Annotated in this window: 19 protein-coding genes and 1 pseudogene; 6 read left to right on the forward strand and 14 right to left on the reverse strand. The window is 67.7% G+C overall.

The genetic code is table 11. The features are described 5' to 3' along the window. The 4 genes from IE136_RS34285 to IE136_RS36940 all read right to left on the reverse strand — a co-directional run. Nucleotides 1–328: transposase (locus IE136_RS34285; protein WP_189602455.1), on the reverse strand; the 328-nt coding region annotated here is incomplete at its 3' end. 326 nt (nucleotides 329–654) lie between these two features. Further along, a complete protein-coding gene (locus IE136_RS34290) occupies nucleotides 655–1,032 on the reverse strand; it encodes an STAS domain-containing protein (RefSeq protein WP_189602456.1) in 378 nt (125 codons plus the stop codon). Nucleotides 1,033–1,214: 182 nt separating this feature from the next. Continuing rightward, nucleotides 1,215–1,454, reverse strand: coding sequence for an ATP-binding protein (locus IE136_RS36935; RefSeq protein ID WP_373309209.1), 240 nt, complete (start codon nucleotides 1,452–1,454; stop codon nucleotides 1,215–1,217). Beyond that, nucleotides 1,432–1,695: a hypothetical protein gene (locus IE136_RS36940; protein WP_373309210.1), complete on the reverse strand. Its 264-nt coding sequence runs from the start codon at nucleotides 1,693–1,695 to the stop codon at nucleotides 1,432–1,434. The genes IE136_RS36935 and IE136_RS36940 overlap by 23 nt, the downstream gene beginning before the upstream one ends. Before the next feature lie 196 nt (nucleotides 1,696–1,891). On the opposite strand from IE136_RS36940, the gene IE136_RS34300 reads away from it, so the two are divergent. Continuing rightward, complete coding sequence (locus IE136_RS34300; RefSeq protein WP_189602457.1) at nucleotides 1,892–2,248, forward strand: STAS domain-containing protein; 357 nt, start codon at nucleotides 1,892–1,894, stop codon at nucleotides 2,246–2,248. 717 nt (nucleotides 2,249–2,965) lie between these two features. Here IE136_RS34300 and IE136_RS34305 read toward each other — a convergent pair. The 4 genes and pseudogenes from IE136_RS34305 to IE136_RS36950 form a co-directional block, all read right to left on the reverse strand. Continuing rightward, nucleotides 2,966–3,277: pseudogene (locus tag IE136_RS34305) on the reverse strand (HNH endonuclease); the annotation flags it as partial. Continuing rightward, complete coding sequence (locus IE136_RS34310) at nucleotides 3,265–4,302, reverse strand: squalene/phytoene synthase family protein (protein WP_373309211.1); 1,038 nt, start codon at nucleotides 4,300–4,302, stop codon at nucleotides 3,265–3,267. The gene IE136_RS34310 and the pseudogene IE136_RS34305, both read right to left, overlap by 13 nt. A gap of 120 nt (nucleotides 4,303–4,422) precedes the next feature. Further along, nucleotides 4,423–4,713 carry an ATP-binding cassette domain-containing protein gene (locus IE136_RS36945; RefSeq protein ID WP_189602459.1) on the reverse strand — a complete coding sequence of 97 codons (291 nt, stop codon included), beginning with the start codon at nucleotides 4,711–4,713 and terminating at the stop codon, nucleotides 4,423–4,425. Further along, complete coding sequence (locus IE136_RS36950; RefSeq protein WP_373309212.1) at nucleotides 4,622–5,452, reverse strand: squalene/phytoene synthase family protein; 831 nt, start codon at nucleotides 5,450–5,452, stop codon at nucleotides 4,622–4,624. The genes IE136_RS36945 and IE136_RS36950 overlap by 92 nt, the downstream gene beginning before the upstream one ends. A 533-nt stretch (nucleotides 5,453–5,985) precedes the next feature. Between IE136_RS36950 and IE136_RS34325 the strand changes: the two genes are divergently transcribed. After that, the gene (locus tag IE136_RS34325) at nucleotides 5,986–6,900 is read left to right on the forward strand and encodes an SDR family NAD(P)-dependent oxidoreductase (protein WP_189602461.1); all 915 of its coding nucleotides are present in this window, start codon (nucleotides 5,986–5,988) and stop codon (nucleotides 6,898–6,900) included. Between the two features lie 272 nt (nucleotides 6,901–7,172). Next, nucleotides 7,173–7,850 carry an acetoacetate decarboxylase family protein gene (locus IE136_RS34330; RefSeq protein WP_189602462.1) on the forward strand — a complete coding sequence of 226 codons (678 nt, stop codon included), beginning with the start codon at nucleotides 7,173–7,175 and terminating at the stop codon, nucleotides 7,848–7,850. Nucleotides 7,851–8,177: 327 nt separating this feature from the next. On the opposite strand, the gene IE136_RS34335 is transcribed toward IE136_RS34330, so the two are convergent. From IE136_RS34335 to IE136_RS34345, 3 genes are all read right to left on the reverse strand, one after another. Continuing rightward, a complete protein-coding gene (locus tag IE136_RS34335) occupies nucleotides 8,178–8,717 on the reverse strand; it encodes a hypothetical protein (protein WP_189602463.1) in 540 nt (179 codons plus the stop codon). 796 nt (nucleotides 8,718–9,513) lie between these two features. Further along, nucleotides 9,514–10,359: a class I SAM-dependent methyltransferase gene (locus tag IE136_RS34340; protein WP_189602464.1), complete on the reverse strand. Its 846-nt coding sequence runs from the start codon at nucleotides 10,357–10,359 to the stop codon at nucleotides 9,514–9,516. A 4-nt stretch (nucleotides 10,360–10,363) separates the two neighbouring features. After that, complete coding sequence (locus IE136_RS34345) at nucleotides 10,364–11,170, reverse strand: polyprenyl synthetase family protein (RefSeq protein WP_189602465.1); 807 nt, start codon at nucleotides 11,168–11,170, stop codon at nucleotides 10,364–10,366. On the opposite strand from IE136_RS34345, the gene IE136_RS34350 reads away from it, so the two are divergent. Continuing rightward, nucleotides 11,169–11,486 carry a hypothetical protein gene (locus tag IE136_RS34350; protein ID WP_229819472.1) on the forward strand — a complete coding sequence of 106 codons (318 nt, stop codon included), beginning with the start codon at nucleotides 11,169–11,171 and terminating at the stop codon, nucleotides 11,484–11,486. The two genes, IE136_RS34345 and IE136_RS34350, sit on opposite strands and share 2 nt — an antisense overlap. Nucleotides 11,487–11,791: 305 nt before the next feature. Here IE136_RS34350 and IE136_RS34355 read toward each other — a convergent pair whose 3' ends face one another. Together IE136_RS34355 and IE136_RS34360 are read right to left on the reverse strand one after the other, a co-directional pair. Further along, nucleotides 11,792–11,995 carry a cold-shock protein gene (locus tag IE136_RS34355; protein WP_030219333.1) on the reverse strand — a complete coding sequence of 68 codons (204 nt, stop codon included), beginning with the start codon at nucleotides 11,993–11,995 and terminating at the stop codon, nucleotides 11,792–11,794. Between the two features lie 209 nt (nucleotides 11,996–12,204). Beyond that, the gene (locus IE136_RS34360; RefSeq protein ID WP_229819473.1) at nucleotides 12,205–12,603 is read right to left on the reverse strand and encodes a hypothetical protein; all 399 of its coding nucleotides are present in this window, start codon (nucleotides 12,601–12,603) and stop codon (nucleotides 12,205–12,207) included. Between the two features lie 568 nt (nucleotides 12,604–13,171). Here IE136_RS34360 and IE136_RS34365 point away from each other — a divergent pair. Both IE136_RS34365 and IE136_RS34370 read left to right on the forward strand, forming a co-directional pair. Continuing rightward, nucleotides 13,172–16,369, forward strand: coding sequence for a hypothetical protein (locus IE136_RS34365; RefSeq protein ID WP_189602466.1), 3,198 nt, complete (start codon nucleotides 13,172–13,174; stop codon nucleotides 16,367–16,369). 620 nt (nucleotides 16,370–16,989) lie between these two features. Next, a complete protein-coding gene (locus IE136_RS34370; protein WP_189602467.1) occupies nucleotides 16,990–17,373 on the forward strand; it encodes a hypothetical protein in 384 nt (127 codons plus the stop codon). Here the strand turns inward: IE136_RS34370 and IE136_RS34375 are convergent. Further along, entirely contained in the window at nucleotides 17,360–18,052 is a 693-nt protein-coding gene (locus tag IE136_RS34375) for a multicopper oxidase domain-containing protein (protein WP_308432523.1), read from the reverse strand. The two genes, IE136_RS34370 and IE136_RS34375, sit on opposite strands and share 14 nt — an antisense overlap. Between the last annotated feature and the right edge of the window lie 15 nt (nucleotides 18,053–18,067).

The raw sequence follows: 18,067 nt of genomic DNA on the forward strand, positions 1-18,067 counted from the left end.
AGCCGTCGACCGCTGCCCGGGAGAAGTCCAGGGCGTTGGCGCCGCGGAGCTTGGCCAGGAGGATCTCGTGGAGCCGGGACCACACACCGGCCTCGGTCCATTCGACCAGGCGGCGCCAGCAGGTCATGCCCGAGCCGAAGCCGAGTTCCTGAGGCAGATGCTCCCAGGAGATCCCGGTGTGCAGCACGAACAGGATGCCCTGGAAGACCAGCCGGTCCGGATGCCGCTTGCGCCCCGGATGACGAGCCCGACGCTCCACCTTGGGCAGAAGCGGCTCGACCACTGCCCACAACTCGTCATCGACATCCCACGGCTTCGACCGAGCCATCCCACACCCCCGGATCAACGTTCCCGGAGCGATCCAACCACCTCGAAGATCATTTCGTTAGGAGTTCTTAGACCACCCGCGGCACCGCACCCGGCCCGCCCTCACTCCCACCAGCCTTCCCCGCCTCACGTCACTGTCCCGGTGAGGCGGCACGGGCGCGGCGGCCCCGGCCGACGCGCAACCGGCTGAGCGCGCCCCGGCGCCCGGTAGCAGTGTGCCGCGGCTTGGCGGCCTTATGCGACCGGTGTTGCTCCCGGATGCAGGCCGGCCGCAGCAGCGCAGTGCGTGGCGGCTATAACCCGGGGTCGGTCTTGCGGGCAGAGTGGTCAGGTCTGATCCGCTGCCTGGGCATTGTCTCCTTGTGTCCTTGGGTGGGGGCGCAGTGCCTCGTGCACGGAAGGGGCCACGGATAGGACGGTGATGGTCTGGGTGATGTTCAGCATGCGGCTGATGAGCGGGGTCGGTGCGGCCAGGGTGAGCGCGGTGCCCGTGGCCTGGCTTCGGTGCCACGCTCCCAGCAGCATGGCCAGCCCCGAGGAGTCGAAGCAGTCGATGCGGGACATGTCCAGCACAAGGTGGAGGCAGTCACTCTCCTCCAGCAGCGCCAGTATGCGAGGGCGCAGCTCAGTGACCGTTTCGAAGGCCACGACGTGCGGCAGCCGAGCCACGGTCACGCCGCTGTGGCGCAACTGAACCGTCACCACGATGAGCCGTCCCCTCACTACTGAAGGTCATCTGCGTGTCTTTCGCTGCCCCGTCCAGGGCGCGGACAGACTGACATTCTCACCGAATCCCAGCGCCGCTCCCCTTCCTCTCGGTCTTGTCGGCTGGTGGTCGGCCGGGCACCGTTTCGGCAGCGCTCGTGGTGCCGGGCGCGGGGGCGGGGCTAGGGGCTGGTGCGGCCGGCTATGTCTCCGCCGGGGTCGTCGGCCAGCGCGATCACCGCGGTGACGCGTTTACCGACCGGCTCGCGGCGTACCTCGTAGGCCCGGCTGACGGCGAGGGTGATCTCCAGGCCGTGGCGGCCCACGCGCTGGGGGTCGGTGGCAGCGATGTCTGGCAGGGCCGGGTCGCTGTCCCACACCGACACCCGCACCGAACCCTCACTGATCTGCAGATCGAGCAATGACGGGGCCGGGTGCGTACTTCACGACGTTGGTGATCAGCTCGCTGACGACCAGCTGCGTCATGCCCATCGCCCGTTCGGACACCGGCAGCCCGTGCACGGCCTGCACCTCGGTCAGGAAGCCGGTCGACAGATGCCGGGCCGCCCCGATACAGGAAGGGGCGCCGTCATAGGCGGCAGACGCCGACAGTGACCTGCTGTGCCCTGTCTTCTGCCCCTCGTCTCCCGCGGCCTGCTCCATACACCCACCCCGTCTCACATGATCATCACACGAGCTTCACGTCGTGCCCGCGAACCATCGCACGGCCCCCTCCCGACTGCCCCGCCTCATGCGCTTTCATCCTGGCCCGACACAGTTGACACCGTGCTGCCGCAGCGTTTGCGTGGACAACGGCCTCGCCACAGCGAGCGCCCACCCAGGACCGGACGGAGACGCTATGAGCCAAGCCCTTCTGTCCGTCGCCCAACACACCACCGCCGACGGCGTCCACGTCGTCGCCCTGTCCGGGGACAGCGACCACACCACAGCCAGCGCCTTCCGCCAGGCCCTGACCCCACCAGACGGATCCGCTCCGCACACGGTCGCCGACTTCCGCGACGTCACCTTCATGGACTCCAGCGGCATCAACATCCTCGTCGCCGCGAACAACACCGCCCGCTCCCACGGCGGATCACTGCGCCTGGCCCACACCCCCACACCCGTACTCGACCTGCTGCGCATCGTCGGCCTCGACGCCATCCTCCCCCTGTATCCCACCCTCGAAGACGCCCTCGCACCCCCAGCCGCCGCCTGACCCCTGGCACCCCTGGCTGCTCCCCACCACCACCGCACTGACGCGGCACAGGCACGACGCCCCGGCCGACAAGCAACCGGCTGAACAGCGCCCCAACCACGTCGAAACAAGCCTGAAGTCTCCCGAAGCCGCCTTCCGATGGGCCCGGCACACCAGGCTCCTCCCCACCCCGAACGTCTCCTCACGACAGTGGCCATGAACCGCGGTGGAGGCATTGAACGCCGACACCATCCGGCCCCCTGCCCTCCCCGCTAATTTCCGGCGGCGCAGTGGCGGACCGGACCGCCGAAGCGCTCGGCTACGCGGACGAGCCCAGCCCGGCCTACCGATCCATCGGAGGACCGAGCCAGTGCCGTGTGGGCCCCGGTCGGCTGGTCTTCCCCGAAGCGCCCTTCCCGATGTTCCCGGAGCAGCAGAGTCGGGGCGTCGATGCAGGCAGCGGGTACGGAAGGACTTATGGGGATGCAGGACGTGTGAGTGCGGGCGCGGAGCATCGTCTCCAGCAGCCGGACGCTACGGGCGGACACCATCGTGCAGAATTACACAGACGGCTGGGCTCACCCGCACGGACAAGGGTCTTCACCGCAGGAACGATTCGCACCCGCCGAAGGCCATACCGCTCTCAGGACCGCTGCCCCTTGTCTGGTCTCATCGCACCGGTGACGCGGCGCCGGCCAGCGACCCCGCCGCCCGGAGGTCGCGAATCGAGCAGGTCAGCTATGCAACCGGCTCGTACGTCACGGTCTGCTCCGGGCAACCGGCCGCCATCTCGCGCAAGGCCGCCACCTCGGCTTCATCGGCCGCAAGACTCCAGCGGAGGTTCGTCGCCACCCACTCGGCGACGTACCGGCAGTGCACCTCGGCGGCAGGCGGCAGCCACTGGGCGGGATCCTGGTCCGCCTTGGACCTGTTCGAGCGGGCGGTGACGGCGACCAGGCTGGTGGCCGCGCCCTGGTCGTTGGCGTACGCCTCGCGGCGCTGCACCGTCCACGCGGACGCACCGCTGTCCCAGCTGGTTACCTCGGGTAGCGTCGCAGTTGCCTCAGTGTTCGCTCCCGCCTGACCGGATGCGCTCTCGTCGAGGCCCCCTCACGCCGGGAACGGACGATGACGCGCAAGCTCGCCATGCGCCCGTCGTGATAGGGGCTGCGGATGAGCGCGGGCCCGCGCGTCCCGACGTCGTCCAGACGCTTGTGGAACAGGCAGAGGAAGAACCGGAGGAACGGTCGGTGGTCAGGGGGGATTTCACCGAGGATCCGTTCAGCCTCATCGAGTGAGGCACGCGCTGATCTCGCCGTAGACGAGATCAGCGCTCTCACCCCTGAGGTGTCCCGGCCCTCGGTCAGATCCGTGCGGGTTACGCCGTGCCGGTCGAGGTCGGAGATCGGTAGGAACAGCCGGCCGTCTCGCAGATCCTCGAACAGGTCGCTGAGGAAATCCGCTCGCTGCCCCCCGTCTGCGAACAGGCGGCAGGAGGAGACGAAGTCCTGCTCTGCGACGAGACGCGGGACAGGTCCGAAGACGACCATGCCCGATGGCAGTGCGACCTCATCGACGTAGCGCTGATAGTCCGCTTCCTGGGCGAACCCGGGGAAGTCCAGGTCGAAACGGGTCCCCTCCACGTACGAGTCAAGCCACGTGCGGGGCAGGTTCAGCAGGTCAGCAGAGTGCAGGTAGGCACGTAACAGCCGATGCCTCGAACTGCCCGTATCCAGCGCCTTCCTCACATGGCCAGCCCACTCCTCGAACCGCCACGCCCGCTCTTGCATGGGGCCGCGGTCGCAGAGGTCGTCGGTGTAGCGCAGAAACGCCGCTGTCGCGATCAAGTGTGGCTGACTCTCCGGCGGAGCCAGCCCCCGCACCGTCCCCCAGAGGTTGAAGCTCCTACGCCGGAGGTACCGCTCCGTGGCGAAGTAGTCGGCATGCGCCGCTGCTTCCCGTACTCCCGCCACATCCAGACAATGTCGCCACGACCGCACAGACCCACGCCCCACTATCGAACTGTTACGATGAGTCATTTGCCAACTACTCAACGTACCTGTGGAACGGTACATGGCCGCGTCCGTACCGGCTATAGGCGGCCGGCCGACGCCGCTTACGCCGTCTCCCCCGCAGCCTGCGGTGCCCACGGCTGTGACACGTGGTTCCAGTTGGACGCGCAAGCATGACCCCGCTCAGAGCGTCCAGGAGTGCCTGGCGGTACTCGGCGCAGTTGAGGATCTCCAGCAGCTCGGCCGGAGAGGGCTGCCGATGCCGTAGGCGGTCTGGAAGAACCGCAGATGCTGCTCGACGGCAAACGCGTCGTGCAATACGCTCCTGCGGGCAGCGCCCCTGCACCCCCAGCACTCGGCCGTCCCGTTGTCCGCAGCAAGGTCACCTGCCAGGATCCGCAGCGGCGTGCTCTTGCCCGCGCCTTGCTCGCCCACGATTTCGACCAGTCGGCCGGGCGACGGGTCCAGTGTCACCCCCCGCGCAAAGGGACCGGAGCAGGAGACTCACGCTCGCCACCGGCCTGTCGCGACACGGTCGCCGGGTGGCAGCGGCTCCCAGAGCCACGACGTCGTCCAGGCGACTGAGGTACAAGCCGATCAGGAAGCGGAGGATCGGACGGTAGCCAGGAGGGACTTGGCCGAGGATCCGTTCGGACTCGACGATTGAGACCCTCGCCGACTTCTCGGTGGCCGAGAGTAGCGCTCTCACCCCTGGGGTGTCCCGCCCCTCCAGTAGGTCTGTGCGAGTCACGCCGTGCCGTTCGAGGTCGGCGACGGGCAGGAACAGTCGGCCGTCTCGCAGGTCCTCGAACAGGTCGGTAAGGAAATCCGCTCGCTGCGTCCCGTCGGCGAGCAGGCGGCAGGATGATGAGAAGACTTGTTCCGGTACCAGGCGCGGCACGGCGGCGGTGCACAGCACGAGAGCCGGCAAGGTAACTGTCTCGATGTACCGCTGGCAGTCCGCCTCTTGAGGGAACCCAGGGAACTCTGGGTCGATTCGAATCCCCGCCATATATGAGTCCAGCCACGTGCGGGACAGGTTCAGCAGGCCGGCGGAGTGCAGGTACGCACGTAACAGCCGATGCTTCGACTGCCCGGTGTCCAGCGCGTTACGAACATGACCGGCCCACTCCTCGAACCGCCGCGCCCGCTCTTCTACGGGGCCGCGGTCGCAGATGTCGTCGGTATAGCACACCAGCGCGACAGCGGCCATCGCATGGGGCTGGCTCTCCGGCGGAGCAACCAACCGCACCGCGCCCCAGCTGACGAACTCCCGCCGCCGGAAGAACCGTCCAGCAGCCGAAAAGTCGGTACGCGCCGCATCGCCCCGCACCCCTGCCGCATCCAGACAACCTCGCCACGACCGCACGAACACGCCCCCGAACGTCAGACGATCTCTTCTGAGCGCGTCACGGGATATCTACGCCTCAGCATTGCGTAACGACTTTCGTTGTCCCGGGTCACCCGATTCCGTTCGGGTCACGTGACTGTTGTTGCGCGGCGTCGTTGAGTGCGTTGTGATGGCGGCTTCGGACGACGCGTGTTACGGGCAGGGACATCGTCAACTTGACGGCTGGCCTTCCAGTGGAATGATCTTCGGCACAATCGTTCCGGGACCGGACTACGTCCACGGTTGACAGTGTCCTTCGCTGCGCTGGCATCCGAGACCCGGAGCTTCGGCTCGGTGCCCGACAAAGCCCACCTCGTCCGGCGCCTGCTGACAGGGCCATGACAGGAGCTCCCGTAATGACCCCGCTGTCCCCCATGACCACGCGCTCCGGCGCCCTGACCGGCAAAACCTGTCTGATCACGGGCGGCGCCGGCGGAATCGGCTGGGCGATGGCCCGCCTTTTCGCACTGCACGGCGCCCACGTCCATATCGCTGACATCTCGGAACAGGCATTGGGCCGGGCCGCGGCTCACCTCTCGGGTACCCCCCTCGCCTCCCGTCTTCGCTACCACCAAGCCGACGTCAGCGATCGCGCGTCCTACGAAGCGTGTATCACCGCCGTCCACAAACAGGCCGACCGCCTGGACATCCTCGTCAACAACGCGGCCTACGTCCGCTGGGACGATGTCGAGCAGATGACCGTCGAAGAGGCAGAACGCTCCATGCGCACCGGATACGACGCGATGGTCTATGGAGTGAAGTCCGCCCTCCCCTTGATGCGGTCAGCCGGCCGCGGGCACATCGTGAACATGGGCTCCGCCGCCGGAATTGTCTTCGCCAAGGGGCCATCGGCCGCATACGCCGCCTCGAAGGCCGCGATCGAGGCGTACACACAGATTCTCCGCCTCGAACTCAAGGGGTCTTCCGTCTGTGTGACCCTGGTCCGCCCCAGTACCGTCGTCGGCACCGACTTCTTCTGCAAGAACGTCGTCTCCAGCAGGATGCCCAGAATCGCCGACTTCCTTCCCACTTCCACACCTGAGCAAGTGGCGGCAGCGGTTCTACGGGGACTCCTGCAGGGACGGGAAGTCATCGACGTTCCCCGCTATCTGCCACTGATCTACCGGTGCTACACCACCGCCCCAGAACTCTTCAAGAAGCTCGCCGCGCTCGGCGGCTCGGCCCGCCGAGACTTCGCGTACAACCCGGAGCGCGGCGCTGAACAAGATCCAGGCTCCACTCGACGGAGCAGGCCGGGGGGTCTCCTGTGACCGAATTGCCCTCAGTGTTTCCCCTTCCCCAGCCCCCGACGGCGAGCCCTCACCGGACTGCACACGGCTTCGCGACGACGAACCGATGACCGTCCGATCGGCGCACCGACCGGCTCGTTCGCCGCCACGCCGGCTTCCCTGGGCGGCTCACTGAACGACCTCCGCTGGCACGACGTTTCCTGGTCCGCGGGCTCAAAGTCTGCCCCTGACGTGGTGAGCGAACCGCCCCATGCAGCATCCGCCCTCGGACCCGTCTGGCGAGGAGAACCGCAGTGACCGATCAGCCCGAACTACAGGCACCGAACAAGCCGTCGCCTTCCGACTACCCACCACCCCCTTGGAAGGCACGCGGCGAACTGTGGATGTCCCTCTTCCGGACCCGCAAAGCACTGATGCTGCCCACCGACCTCACACCCGTCGGCGGCCGGCACACCCTCATCACCATGCTCGCCCGGTACACGGAAGGAACCCTTCGCTACGACGAATTCGCCGTCGGCTCCCTCGTCCGCAGAGGCAGACACGCCGGCGTGCTCTGTCACCGCATCTGGGTGGATTCCACCGCCTCCCTGTACGGAGGCCGCCAGCTTTGGGGCATCCCCAAGGAACTCGCCAGTTTCTCCTGGAGCGGCGGGTCTGTACAGATCCGCCGCGACGCCGGACCCATCGCAACCCTGCGGGTGGCCCCCCACAGCAGACGGCGCATTCCCGTGTCCCACCTCCCCGGCATCGCATTCGGACAAATCGCTACAGGCCGAACGTTGCTAGTCGGGCGCGTCGCAGGACGCCTCGGCACGAGCCGCATCACCCCCACCGAATGGCATGACCCCCTGCCCGCCCTCAGCACCGAAGAGCCCCGCCTCGCACTCTCGGTATCGCAAGCCCGCTTCTTCTTCCCTGAAGGAACTCGCCTGGGCCCGACAGCCACCCAGACACCCGAAGCGGGGTCATGAAGCCCCACCCATTCGGCCCGTCTCTTCCTGCAACGAACCGTACGAGAAGGTGAAACGCCCTGACTCTTCCTGTCAATGCCGCTCGCAGCGGCACGTACAAGGCATACGCGGGAGGCGGCTCAGGGCCACCGGCTGGTGACTACCTGCCCTTGCGAATCGATGAGTCCGCCACCGGCGCAGTGAGCGGACGGGCACCGCCGGAGGCGGGGCGGCCCATCGGAAGCAGGACAACACCGTTGTTACCGAGGCTTGAGACCCGTCCATGTCGGTAAATTCAACGGTGTTGACCCAGCCTTCAACTAATGATCACAGCGTTACGAGTCAGGCTTAGTAGGGATTCGGGTCAGGGTTGGCGTTGATGGCGAAGGTGAGCTGCTGCTGCGGGATTTCGAACTCGTGTTTCCAGTAACCACCGGTGCGCCTGCCACTCACGGTCAGGGAGTAGAAGCCGGAGGGGCACTTGCCGAAGTCGTGCCAGATCTCCAGCTTGTGCGCGTGATAGACGCGCCCGCTGTCGTGACGCCTGATGACGGGAGCCGTGTAGTTGAACTCGCCGACCCGGTCGGGGAAGTCCACATCGGGGACAAGCACGTTGGCCCCGGTGGAGGCTTTCTGGATGGTGTTGCTGTCCCGGGAGAGGGTCAGAGTTCCGATGAACGTGACCGGGGCCTCCCATTCGTCCTGCCACGGCGAGAAGGTCGTGTCGGCCGCCAGGGAGTTTTCGGTCTTGTACACGCCACGGACCAGCGTCGCGGAGGCGTTGGACCCGAAGTAGCCGGGATCGGGCGAGAGGTCGACGCCGATGCGCGCATCGAACTTCGAGGCGCGGTACTGCGCTGTCGCTGCTTGTGGCGTCTCCTTGTACATACCCATGTGTTCCCTCTCCGTGTGCCGGGTTCCTGGCGCCCCTCCAGGCAGGGCGCGCTCCTGACTTCCCACCTTGCGGACCCCCCGAACATTGATCAGTCAGATTGGCCGGAATTGCACCTCTTTGCCAGACGGGTGCGATACCAGGCTTGCCGAAATCGCGGCAGCTTACTGGAGACCAACGACGTCAGTTCCGCCACCGGGCCCTGCTACGACACGAGGCGCCCCCACAAGCGCCTCAACCGGCCCAGGCCGAGGTAGCCGAAGCCCAGACCAGCCAGCCTGGTCAAGGGGGCGCCGCGCCCCGACTTCTTCCGTACGGCCCCCCTTCCGGCATCGACGGAACCCGTCAGCGGTCAGCCCTGCGGCACCCTCAGGACCGGGCCGGTGCCGAAGTCGACCTTCTGCGCGGGCGTACCGGTCCCGGTCTCGCCCACCACCGCCAGCACGTCGTCCTCGCCGGCCCGCTCACACCGCCGATAGCAAGGCTCTTCGAAGTGACCAGCACCGACCGAGTCCTCCACATCGCCGTAGACCTCACCAGCGCCTACACCCGGTAACAGGACCGGCCACAGCCAAGCCAGGTTGCCAGCCGCTCCACCCCCTCGTCATGCAGTTCGCCGACGCCCGACCATGCCGGGCCACCGCGCCGAAGCCGGCCGCCCGGCGGGCAGACGCGCCACGGCGCCCAGAATGCGACCGTGCCCAAAACCCCTGGAGCGGGCAGGACAGGGTGTTCCTGTCGCCCGCGCTCGCGTGTCAGGGGAAGCCAGGTGCCCGGCGGGCCGTCACCCGGTCATCGGGGCTTGGTAGCCGTGTGGATCCAGTGGGAGAACTCGCGGGCGTGGGCCATCTCGACGACTGAGCGCAGGTTGAGCCACTTCTTCGTGTCGCTCACGGCGCCGACGAGGGCGTAGGGGACGCGGAAGAGGTCGTGGAGGGCGGTCGTGGTGGGGAGATGGTTCTCGGTGACATCCAGGACCTCGTCGACGTGGAATCCGACCTTCTCCAAAATGCGTTCCAGATCGCCTGTGCTGTAGTGCTGAAGGCCGTGACACGCCATGTCCTGGAAGTAGGGCTCCATGACGGCCCTGCTTTGAGGGCTCATGTCTTCCAGCGGGGCAGTGGTGGGCCCGATCAGGACGAGGCGGCCGCCGGGGCGCAGCAGGCGGAACATTTCGGCGAGTACTTGTTGCACGTCGTGGGCGTGGACGAGGGTTTCCATGGAGTAGGCGCCGTCGAAGGACTCGTCGGGGAAGTCCAGACGGTGGAAGTCGCCCCACTCGAAGCGGTTGCGGGTCTCCAGGGCTGCGCGGGCGTTGATCCGGCGGGCTTGGCGGATGTTGAAGTCCAGGACGTCGATCCCGGTGACCTTCAGGCCGAATCGGGAGGCCATGGCGCGGGCGACGACCCCGGAGCCGCATCCGGCGTCCAGGACGTGGGCGCCCGCCGGCAGATCCAGCTTCTTGCCCAGGACGTCTTCGAGTTGTCGTTGCGCGCGCCACATCCGCCAGCGTGACTGGCCCGGTTCGGTCCATCCCCAGTGCCGGGCGTTCTTGGCCACCAGCGTGTAGAAGATTCTGCTGCCGGGACGTCCGTAGACGCGTCGAAGGCCGGCGAGGTCGAGGTTCTGGCTGGTCATGGGTTCACCTGTCTCTTTGTGTGTTTCGCGACGGTGGCTGCCACACCGCTGTCGCGGCGTTCTCAGGTCCGGTTGCGGGCCGGGAGGAGGTCAGCGTCGTCGTCCGCGGCCTGGGGCGGGCAGCCCGCGTCGAGGGCAGGGGGGCTGAGAGTGCGAGGACACTGCGGGCGTAGTTGAGGACACCCTGGCGCTCAGCTGTGTCGGGTGTGCAGCGGGCCAGGTGGCTTTCACCCGTCCGGAGCAGGTCATCGGCCATCGTGAGGGTGTGCTCGATGGCTCCCGAGGCGAGTACGAGCTCACGGGCGGCTGCGGCCTGCGCGACGGTGCAGTCCGGACGCAGCAGCTCCCGCAGCCGGGGTGTCGTGCGCAGGGCGTGCAGTACCGGCAGGGTGTAGATGCCGTTGAGGATGTCGCTGTTGACGGGTTTGCCCAGGGTGTCGGTGCTGGAGGTCAGGTCGGCCACGTCATCGAGGAGCTGGTAGGCCAGGCCCAGATTCATTGCGAAGGCCGCCATGTCCTGCTGCACTGCCGGGCTCGCACCGGCCGCCATCGAGCCGAGGCGGGCGGCCAGAGCGATCAGTTCCCCGGTCTTCCCGCGCGCGACGTCCAAACAGGACTCCTCGCTGCGGTCAGGGTTGTAGCGGTCGGATTCTTCGATCACCGCGGCCCGGGACATGACCTGCCCGCAGCCGGCAGCGGCGAGCATGAATCCGGTGCCGATCTCAGCAAAGAGAGCCAGGGCGGCCATCATTGAGGTTGGAAAAAGCTCAGTGGACGGGTACGGGCCTTGACCAGCGACAATGATCATCATGAGCATTGTCGTTGAAATCCATGTGCCTCTTGAGGAAGCCCCAGGCGCTCCGGAAGGTTCCTATCCCCTCCAGTGGATCGACCAGATCGAGGAATTTTTCGCTGAGCAGGACGCAGCGGAGGTGTATGACGATGGCGAGGAGTACGACGGGGCGTACGTCTTCTTCATCGCCGGGGCCACTGAGGAGGTTCTCCTGGCCGTGGCGTCTGGCACGGCTGGGCTTCCGGGCATCCCGAGTGGAGTGTTCGCGATAGTCACGAACGATGAGGCGGAGGAGATCGGCTTCGGACGACGTGTCGAGTTGCCGCTCGGTTAGCCCTCTGCAGAACCGACGGTCGACCAGGGAATCTTCGCTCTGCCGGTTTGACGGCTCCTGGCGAACAGGACAGGACCCCGGAGCGCACGCAGGCGCACGACACCCGGAACCGGACCGGTGAGGAGTAGAGCAGCCGGCTTTCGAGGTAGAGCTCGTACTGGTAGCACCCGGCGCGCTCGAGACCGCGCCGCTGCTGCGGGTCGGCGTCCGGCAGGACGAGCTCCACGAAGCCGTACTGAGAAATGCGGCGACGCCCCGCGGGGCGGCTGAGAGCGGCCCGCGGGGCGTCGGGGATTGGGCGAGGCTCAGACCGGGCGGATGTTCTCCGCCTGCGGACCCTTCTGGCCCTGGGTGACGTCGAACTCCACCTTCTGGCCCTCCTGGAGCTCGCGGAAGCCCTGGGCAGCGATGTTGGAGTAGTGGGCGAAGACGTCCGGGCCTCCACCGTCCTGCTCGATGAAGCCGAAGCCCTTCTCCGAGTTGAACCACTTCACGATTCCCGTAGCCATGTCTCATGCCTTCCAGTCGATGAACGCCGCCCACACGGTGTGGGAGGCGGAGGTGATCGCCCTGGTTCCTGCGGCACAGCACAGCAAAAAAGCCCACGCCGGAGGCATGGGCAAAGGGAGAATCCGAACCACGACAGCTAACGGGGACGGTACACGCCAGTACGCGCTGTGACCACAGGAAACGCCTGACGTCCAGGCGCAGATGACCGTCAGGACGTAGAAGGCGCGGCGCGGGCCAGCGGTTCGAGGTCGCCGTAGAAGGCGGCGTGCAGGGCGGCGGCCAGTTCGCGGGCCCGCAGTTCGCCGTCCACGTCGTAGAGCACGACGTAGACCGGGTCGGCGAAGGAGTCGGGGCGGACCTGCCTGGAGTCGATCAGGCGGCAAACGGCGTCGCGGACGGCGTCGTGCACCGTGGTGCCGAGGGTGTGCTGCGGTGCGGTGAGCGCGTCGATCTTCACCGTCCACCGCGGGCCCAGGCGCTCGATGGCGACGAACACGACCCGCTGCTCTTTGGCCGCCCTGTACGCGGTGGTGAAGGCGTCCATGCCCGTCGCATCCGGGATCCGGTCGGCGGGGCAGGGGATCGGCAGCGGCTGCATGAGCAGCATCCTCCCAGGAGACAGAAGGCGCTCCTCGCTGACGCGCAGCGTGTCCTTGTCCGCGGCGCGTCCCGCAGACCACACCCGCACTGCTGTTCAACTGCCCAGTCAAAGGACTCGATGAGCACGCCAATGGCCACACTCTGCTCGTCCCGTGCGCCGCAGGACTTGCTACGCTCCAAAGAGCGGCACGCCTCATGGCTGACAGGGCAGATCGACCTGTCCGTCATCGGCCCACTGCAGGAGTAACCGGCGATTGCATCCAGCCGCTCCAGGTCGATTAGGAATCCCCCGGTCGATCACCCTCGGAGCCAGATGGTGAGGGCTGCGGCGGTTGCGGTGACTCGCCGTGAAAGGGTCGCCGAAGCGAACGAAGCCACCGAACGGATTCTCGTGCCGGTCACCGCCTTGTGCGGTCTCGACCCGGACGCGTGTGAGGACTCGGCGCGGACCTTGTCGGGCTTGGCTTGCGGCAAACAGTGGATCTTCCGCGCTACCGGAGGTGTGTCGCTGGCGCGATTGCCCCGGGTTCTGCGGAAGTCGTCCCATGGCCAATCCGTCGGCGGCATCCACTGGCGTGGCAAGCAGAGTCTGGCTATGGGGTCGTGGCTGGTGGGTGCCGGCCGCCGCCGCGGTCGCCCTGCTGGTGATGGGCGAGATCTCCCAACTCCTGCAGACGCTCTCCACGCAGGCGCATTTCTCATACGGCGCGGACGCTCTCACCGGCTTCCCGGGTGTACTTCCCAGAGACCCCACCGAGCGGATCGACGCAATCACGGCCTGGTACGCCTGGGCGGACGCAGGCGCCTCGAACAGGGCCGTCCACCTCACTTGGTGGCTCGCCGTCCACCTCGCCCTCGACTTCTTAGTCTTCGCGCCCGCCTACGCCTACGGGCTGTACCTGGTGCTGCACCGCATCCGACGGTTCCGCGAGGAGCAGACACGGACGGGGGTCGTCCCCTGCTCGGCCCGGCAGATCAACGTCCTGGTCGTGCTGGTCCTCGTCGCCGACCTGGCCGAGACGTTCACCACCGGTGGGCTGGTCGCGGCGGGTGCGTGCGACGGGGGACTGAGTTCTTGGGCGTGGGCCGTCACTGTGCTGTCCTGGCTGAAGTGGGTCTTCCTCGGGGCAACCGTGATCCTGGCTGTGGCGGTCGTTGCGGTCGACATCCTGCCCGTCAGTCTCACCCGCTGGTTCATTCGCTGGCGGCGCGGCATCTCCGCACCGTCCCGTGCCTGGACGCGGCACCGGGTGCAACTGGTCGCCGTGGCTTTCCTTGCGGCCGTGGTTGTCCTGCCCGGCGGCGGGCCCCTGGAGCAGTTCCCCGACATCGAGCGGGCCTGGGTGCACCAGGACGGCTATCTCCTGGCCGGCGACTTGGCCGGCCCGGTGCTCACGTTGGTCGCGCTGTCCCTCGCGGTGTGGGTCGCGGGTCGGTGGGCGCTCCTGGACGGGGTGCCGCGCGAGCGTCGCAGGGCTCACGGCATTTTGACTCCGTTGCTGGTGTGTGCGGTCACGCTGTTCGCTGCCTGCCTGTTCTGGCCGGTCTGGTCAGCTCAGCCTTGGGGGCAGAAGGCCGGCGGTGCGGCGATTCCCCTCGTCGCGCTGGCGATGGTCGGCGCCGGTCTGCTCGTACGGGGGACCGACCCGGAGCCCGGCCCCGTACGGGTGCCAGCGACCAACCGTGGCCGGGTCGAGGGGATCGGACGAGCACTCACCGTCGTTCCCCTCCTCATCGCCGCGCTCGGCCTGGTCCGAGCCTTCGCCCGGCCCGTCCTGCTCGGCACACTCGTCGAGAGCGATGTCCGCAGCCCCGGCGTCTGGTTCTGGTTCATCGCGGGTCTCGTTCTCGCCCTGCTCGTGCCACCGGTCCTCCACACACTGCTGCAGCAGTGCGACACGCTGCTGTTCGGAACGGCGGAACCCGCCACCCGGGGCGAGACGATCCGTCGCCGTCTGGTGCCGCGGTGGACCGGCAGAGGCCTCCTCGCCCTCACCGCCCTCATCGGCGTCCTCACTGCCGTGGACCCGCTGGGGTGGGGCTCCCGGCTGCGCACGCTCGGCGTCCTCGCTCTCTTCCTCACCACGGTCGTCCTGGCGTGCGCCGGATTCGTCCGCCGTGCCGAGGCGCGAATGCCTTACCGCGCGTTCCGCGCCCTGCGTTTTCGCTTCACCCCGATCTGGCTGCCCGTCCTGGCCGTCCTCGTCGCCCAGTCCCTGCTCGACAACACGGGCGTCTACCACGCCGTACGACTCAAAGACCCCCGCTTGCCCGCAGCACCCCATCCCTTCTCCTCCCATCACGAGTTCGAGGACTGGTACGAACAGGCGGCGGAGTGCCACGACACACTCCCCCCGGACGACCGAGGCAACGCGATCCCCATGCTCCTCGTGGCGGCGGCGGGCGGTGGCATCCGGGCCGCCTATTGGACCGGCTCCGGCATGGACCAGCTCACCGACGCATCCCCCTGCGCCGCCGCCTCAACCTTCGGTCTGAGCGGTGTCTCCGGCGGCAGCCTCGGCCTCGCAGCCCACACCCTCGGCCGAGCCACACCCGCCTTCGGCGCGGAAGCGGCCCCGGGCACCGAATCCAGTCGAGCGATCGTCCGCCAACTCGCCGGCGAGGACGCCCTCGCCGCGAACATCGCCGCCATGCTCTACCGGGACGGCACCCACGCCCTCCACGGAATGAACCGTATGCTCGGCCAAGTGGTCGGCGACCGCGCCTCCGTCTTCGAACGCGCATGGGAACGGTCCTGGGCCGGCGAAGGCAACGCCTGGGAGAAGGACTACGTCACCCTCACCAGACACGCGCCGCATGAACCGGGCCCGGGCGGAGGAGCCGACGGCCCGGTCCTCATCCTGAACGGTACAGACGTGCGCTCCGGCTGCCGAGTCGCCGTCTCGGCACACCGGACGATCGGCGAGGCGGCCGGTAACAGCGCACTGCGATGCCAGGAAGCAGTGGTGTCCCACACCGCCGCCACCCCCCAGTTCACCACCGCTACCGTCGACGCCGTGGACTACACCGGCAGCGCGGACTGCCACACCGGCGGTGCGAGGCTCCGCATGTCTACGGCCGCCCACCTATCTGCCCGCTTCACCTACGTCTCACCCAGCGGCACCATGTACCGCTGCCTGCCCGACACGGACAACGACGGCACCAGGACCGAGGCCGTATCCTCCATCGACGGCGGCTACCTGGAGAACAGCGGTATCGCCACCCTCCTGGAGCTCTGGGCCGCCGTCGAGCCCGAGGTCGCGGCCCACAACCGTCGCGTCGCAACCCGCGAGGGCGCCGACACGCGGTACGTCGTCCCCCTCCTCGTCTTCCTCGACAACCACTACTCGGTCAAGGCACCCGAGCCGGAACTCGACCCCCTGGACGAACTCGTCGCCCCTCTCGCCGGCAGGAAGGCAGCCGAGGTCGCCGCCCGTACGACCACCCTGCAGCAGGCGGCTCTGATTCGGTTCTCCGAACCCGTTCCCGGCCTGGACCCCGGCACGAAGGTCGCGGCTGCTGGACAAGCGGCTTCGGACGTCCGCACCTTCCTCGTTGCCCCGCGCTCCCAGCCGGAAGTGACAGCGCCACTGGGCTGGGTCCTCTCCGACCTGACCATGTCCTCGATGGACCGCCAGATGGACGCGCTCGCTGCCGGAAGACCCCCGCAGCGCGAGGACGTGGCGTACGACACCACGTCCTCGCGCACGGCCGGCGATCTCTCCACCGCACGCCGACTGCTCAGCGGGCCGCTCAACGTCACCGTCCCCTGAACCTGACCCTGAGCGCCTCAACAGACCGCCCGCTGCTCGACCCGGGCAGGGGCGGTTTTGTTGCGCCTCCTCACGAAATCCTGGTCCGGCCCCGGGCCCGGGGAGTCCTGGCGGTACGCGGCATACCGGGTCGTGGGCGGTGTACAGGGGTGGACGTCAGCGCGCACACGGCCCGGCGGCACGCCGCCGCCCCCGGGACATTGGGTCCGCGGCGACGGCATGCCAGTTCAGCGAAACCTTCACGGAAACGACAGCGACCTTCACCGACGCAACGACAGGCCCTGCCTTCGGAGCCGAACAAGGCCCACCCTGCGACTTCACCAATCCTGAGGGCCTCGCCTTGGACTTCGAGCGGCTCCACAGCTCTGTACCTGCTGCCCCGCCGCGCTCCAGACGGTCTCGTCGACCTCAGTCACGCACTCTTCACGACGACCCGGCTACGTGGTCCACCCATCTTGACTTGCGCGGACTCGCTTACCAGACGCTGATCAACGACGAGGTTGGCGTGCGTGCCCGGCTGGACTGGCTCCAGCGGCAGCAACATGGCTACGCCCCGCAGCCCTACGACCAGCTCGCCGCCGCCTATCGGCAGGCCGGCCAAGAGGAATGCCGTCCGGCTCGTGGCCATCCACAAGCAGCGACGCCCTCGCCGCACGCTCAACCCGGCCGGGCAGCTGCTCGACTGGCTGCTGTGCTTGACCGTCGGCTACGGCTACCGGACCTGGTTGTCCGCCTTGTGGCTGCTCGCCCTGCTCGCCCTCGGAACCGCTGTCTTCGCCCACGCCTACCCGTCACACATGACTCCCACTGGCACGCCAGCCCCGGCTTTCCACCCGATCGCCTACACCTTCGATGTTCGGGTGCCCAATATTGATATCGGGCAGCAGAAGGCATGGCTGCCCACCGGTAGCGCCTTGTACTGCTCGTGGCTGCTTTCAGTCGCAGGCTGGATTCTGACCACAGCCGTGGTGGCAGGACTGAGCGGGGTACTCAAGCGGAATTAACACTGCTGACTGTGACCAGCTGCTGCCCGAGCCGCCGAAGTGCGTCGACCCAAGAGCCGCAGTACGACCGGGCCTTCGCGGACCGGCCGGTCACCGATCCGCTCGAAGGTGTCGTCCAGTGGTTCGCGAACGAACGCGGCAGGCCGGGATCGCTCCTTGTCGGCAACCTGCGGTCGAAAGCGGGTGGGGCATGTCGAGCTGGCAAGGGTGCGCCCCGTTGAGCAGACGGAACCGGTAGCGGGTGTTCGCCACGTCGAGGAACGGCCACGGTGCGCCGTTGACGAGCTGGACGTCGCCGAGCACGCCGTCCATGTACGCCTCGTCCACGCCCGGTTCGCCCGCGCAGTCCGGGGACTTCGCCGGATAGCGGAAAGGAGCCGTCCGCTTCGAAGGAGCGGTCGCAGAGCATCAGCGGGACATCCTTGTCGCCCCCGGGCAGCGGGAGCGCGTCCTCTTCGTCGTCGTGCACGAGGAACATGCCAGCGAGACCGCGCCAGACCTGCGGGGCGCTGAAGTCCATCCGGTGGTCGTGGTACCAGAGTGTCGCGGCGCGCTGCTCCAGGGGGTATTCGTACGGCTTGAAGCCCTCTTCACCTTCCAGTCGGAGGCTGGGACGTGCATCCCGTGCTCGCCTTGATGGGCGCGGTAGGCCCCCTTGCGCATGGCCGTGTCGGCCGATCTATGCAGCAGCGGC

The sequence above is a fragment of the Streptomyces lateritius genome (assembly GCF_014649715.1).
GTDB lineage: Bacteria > Actinomycetota > Actinomycetes > Streptomycetales > Streptomycetaceae > Streptomyces > Streptomyces lateritius.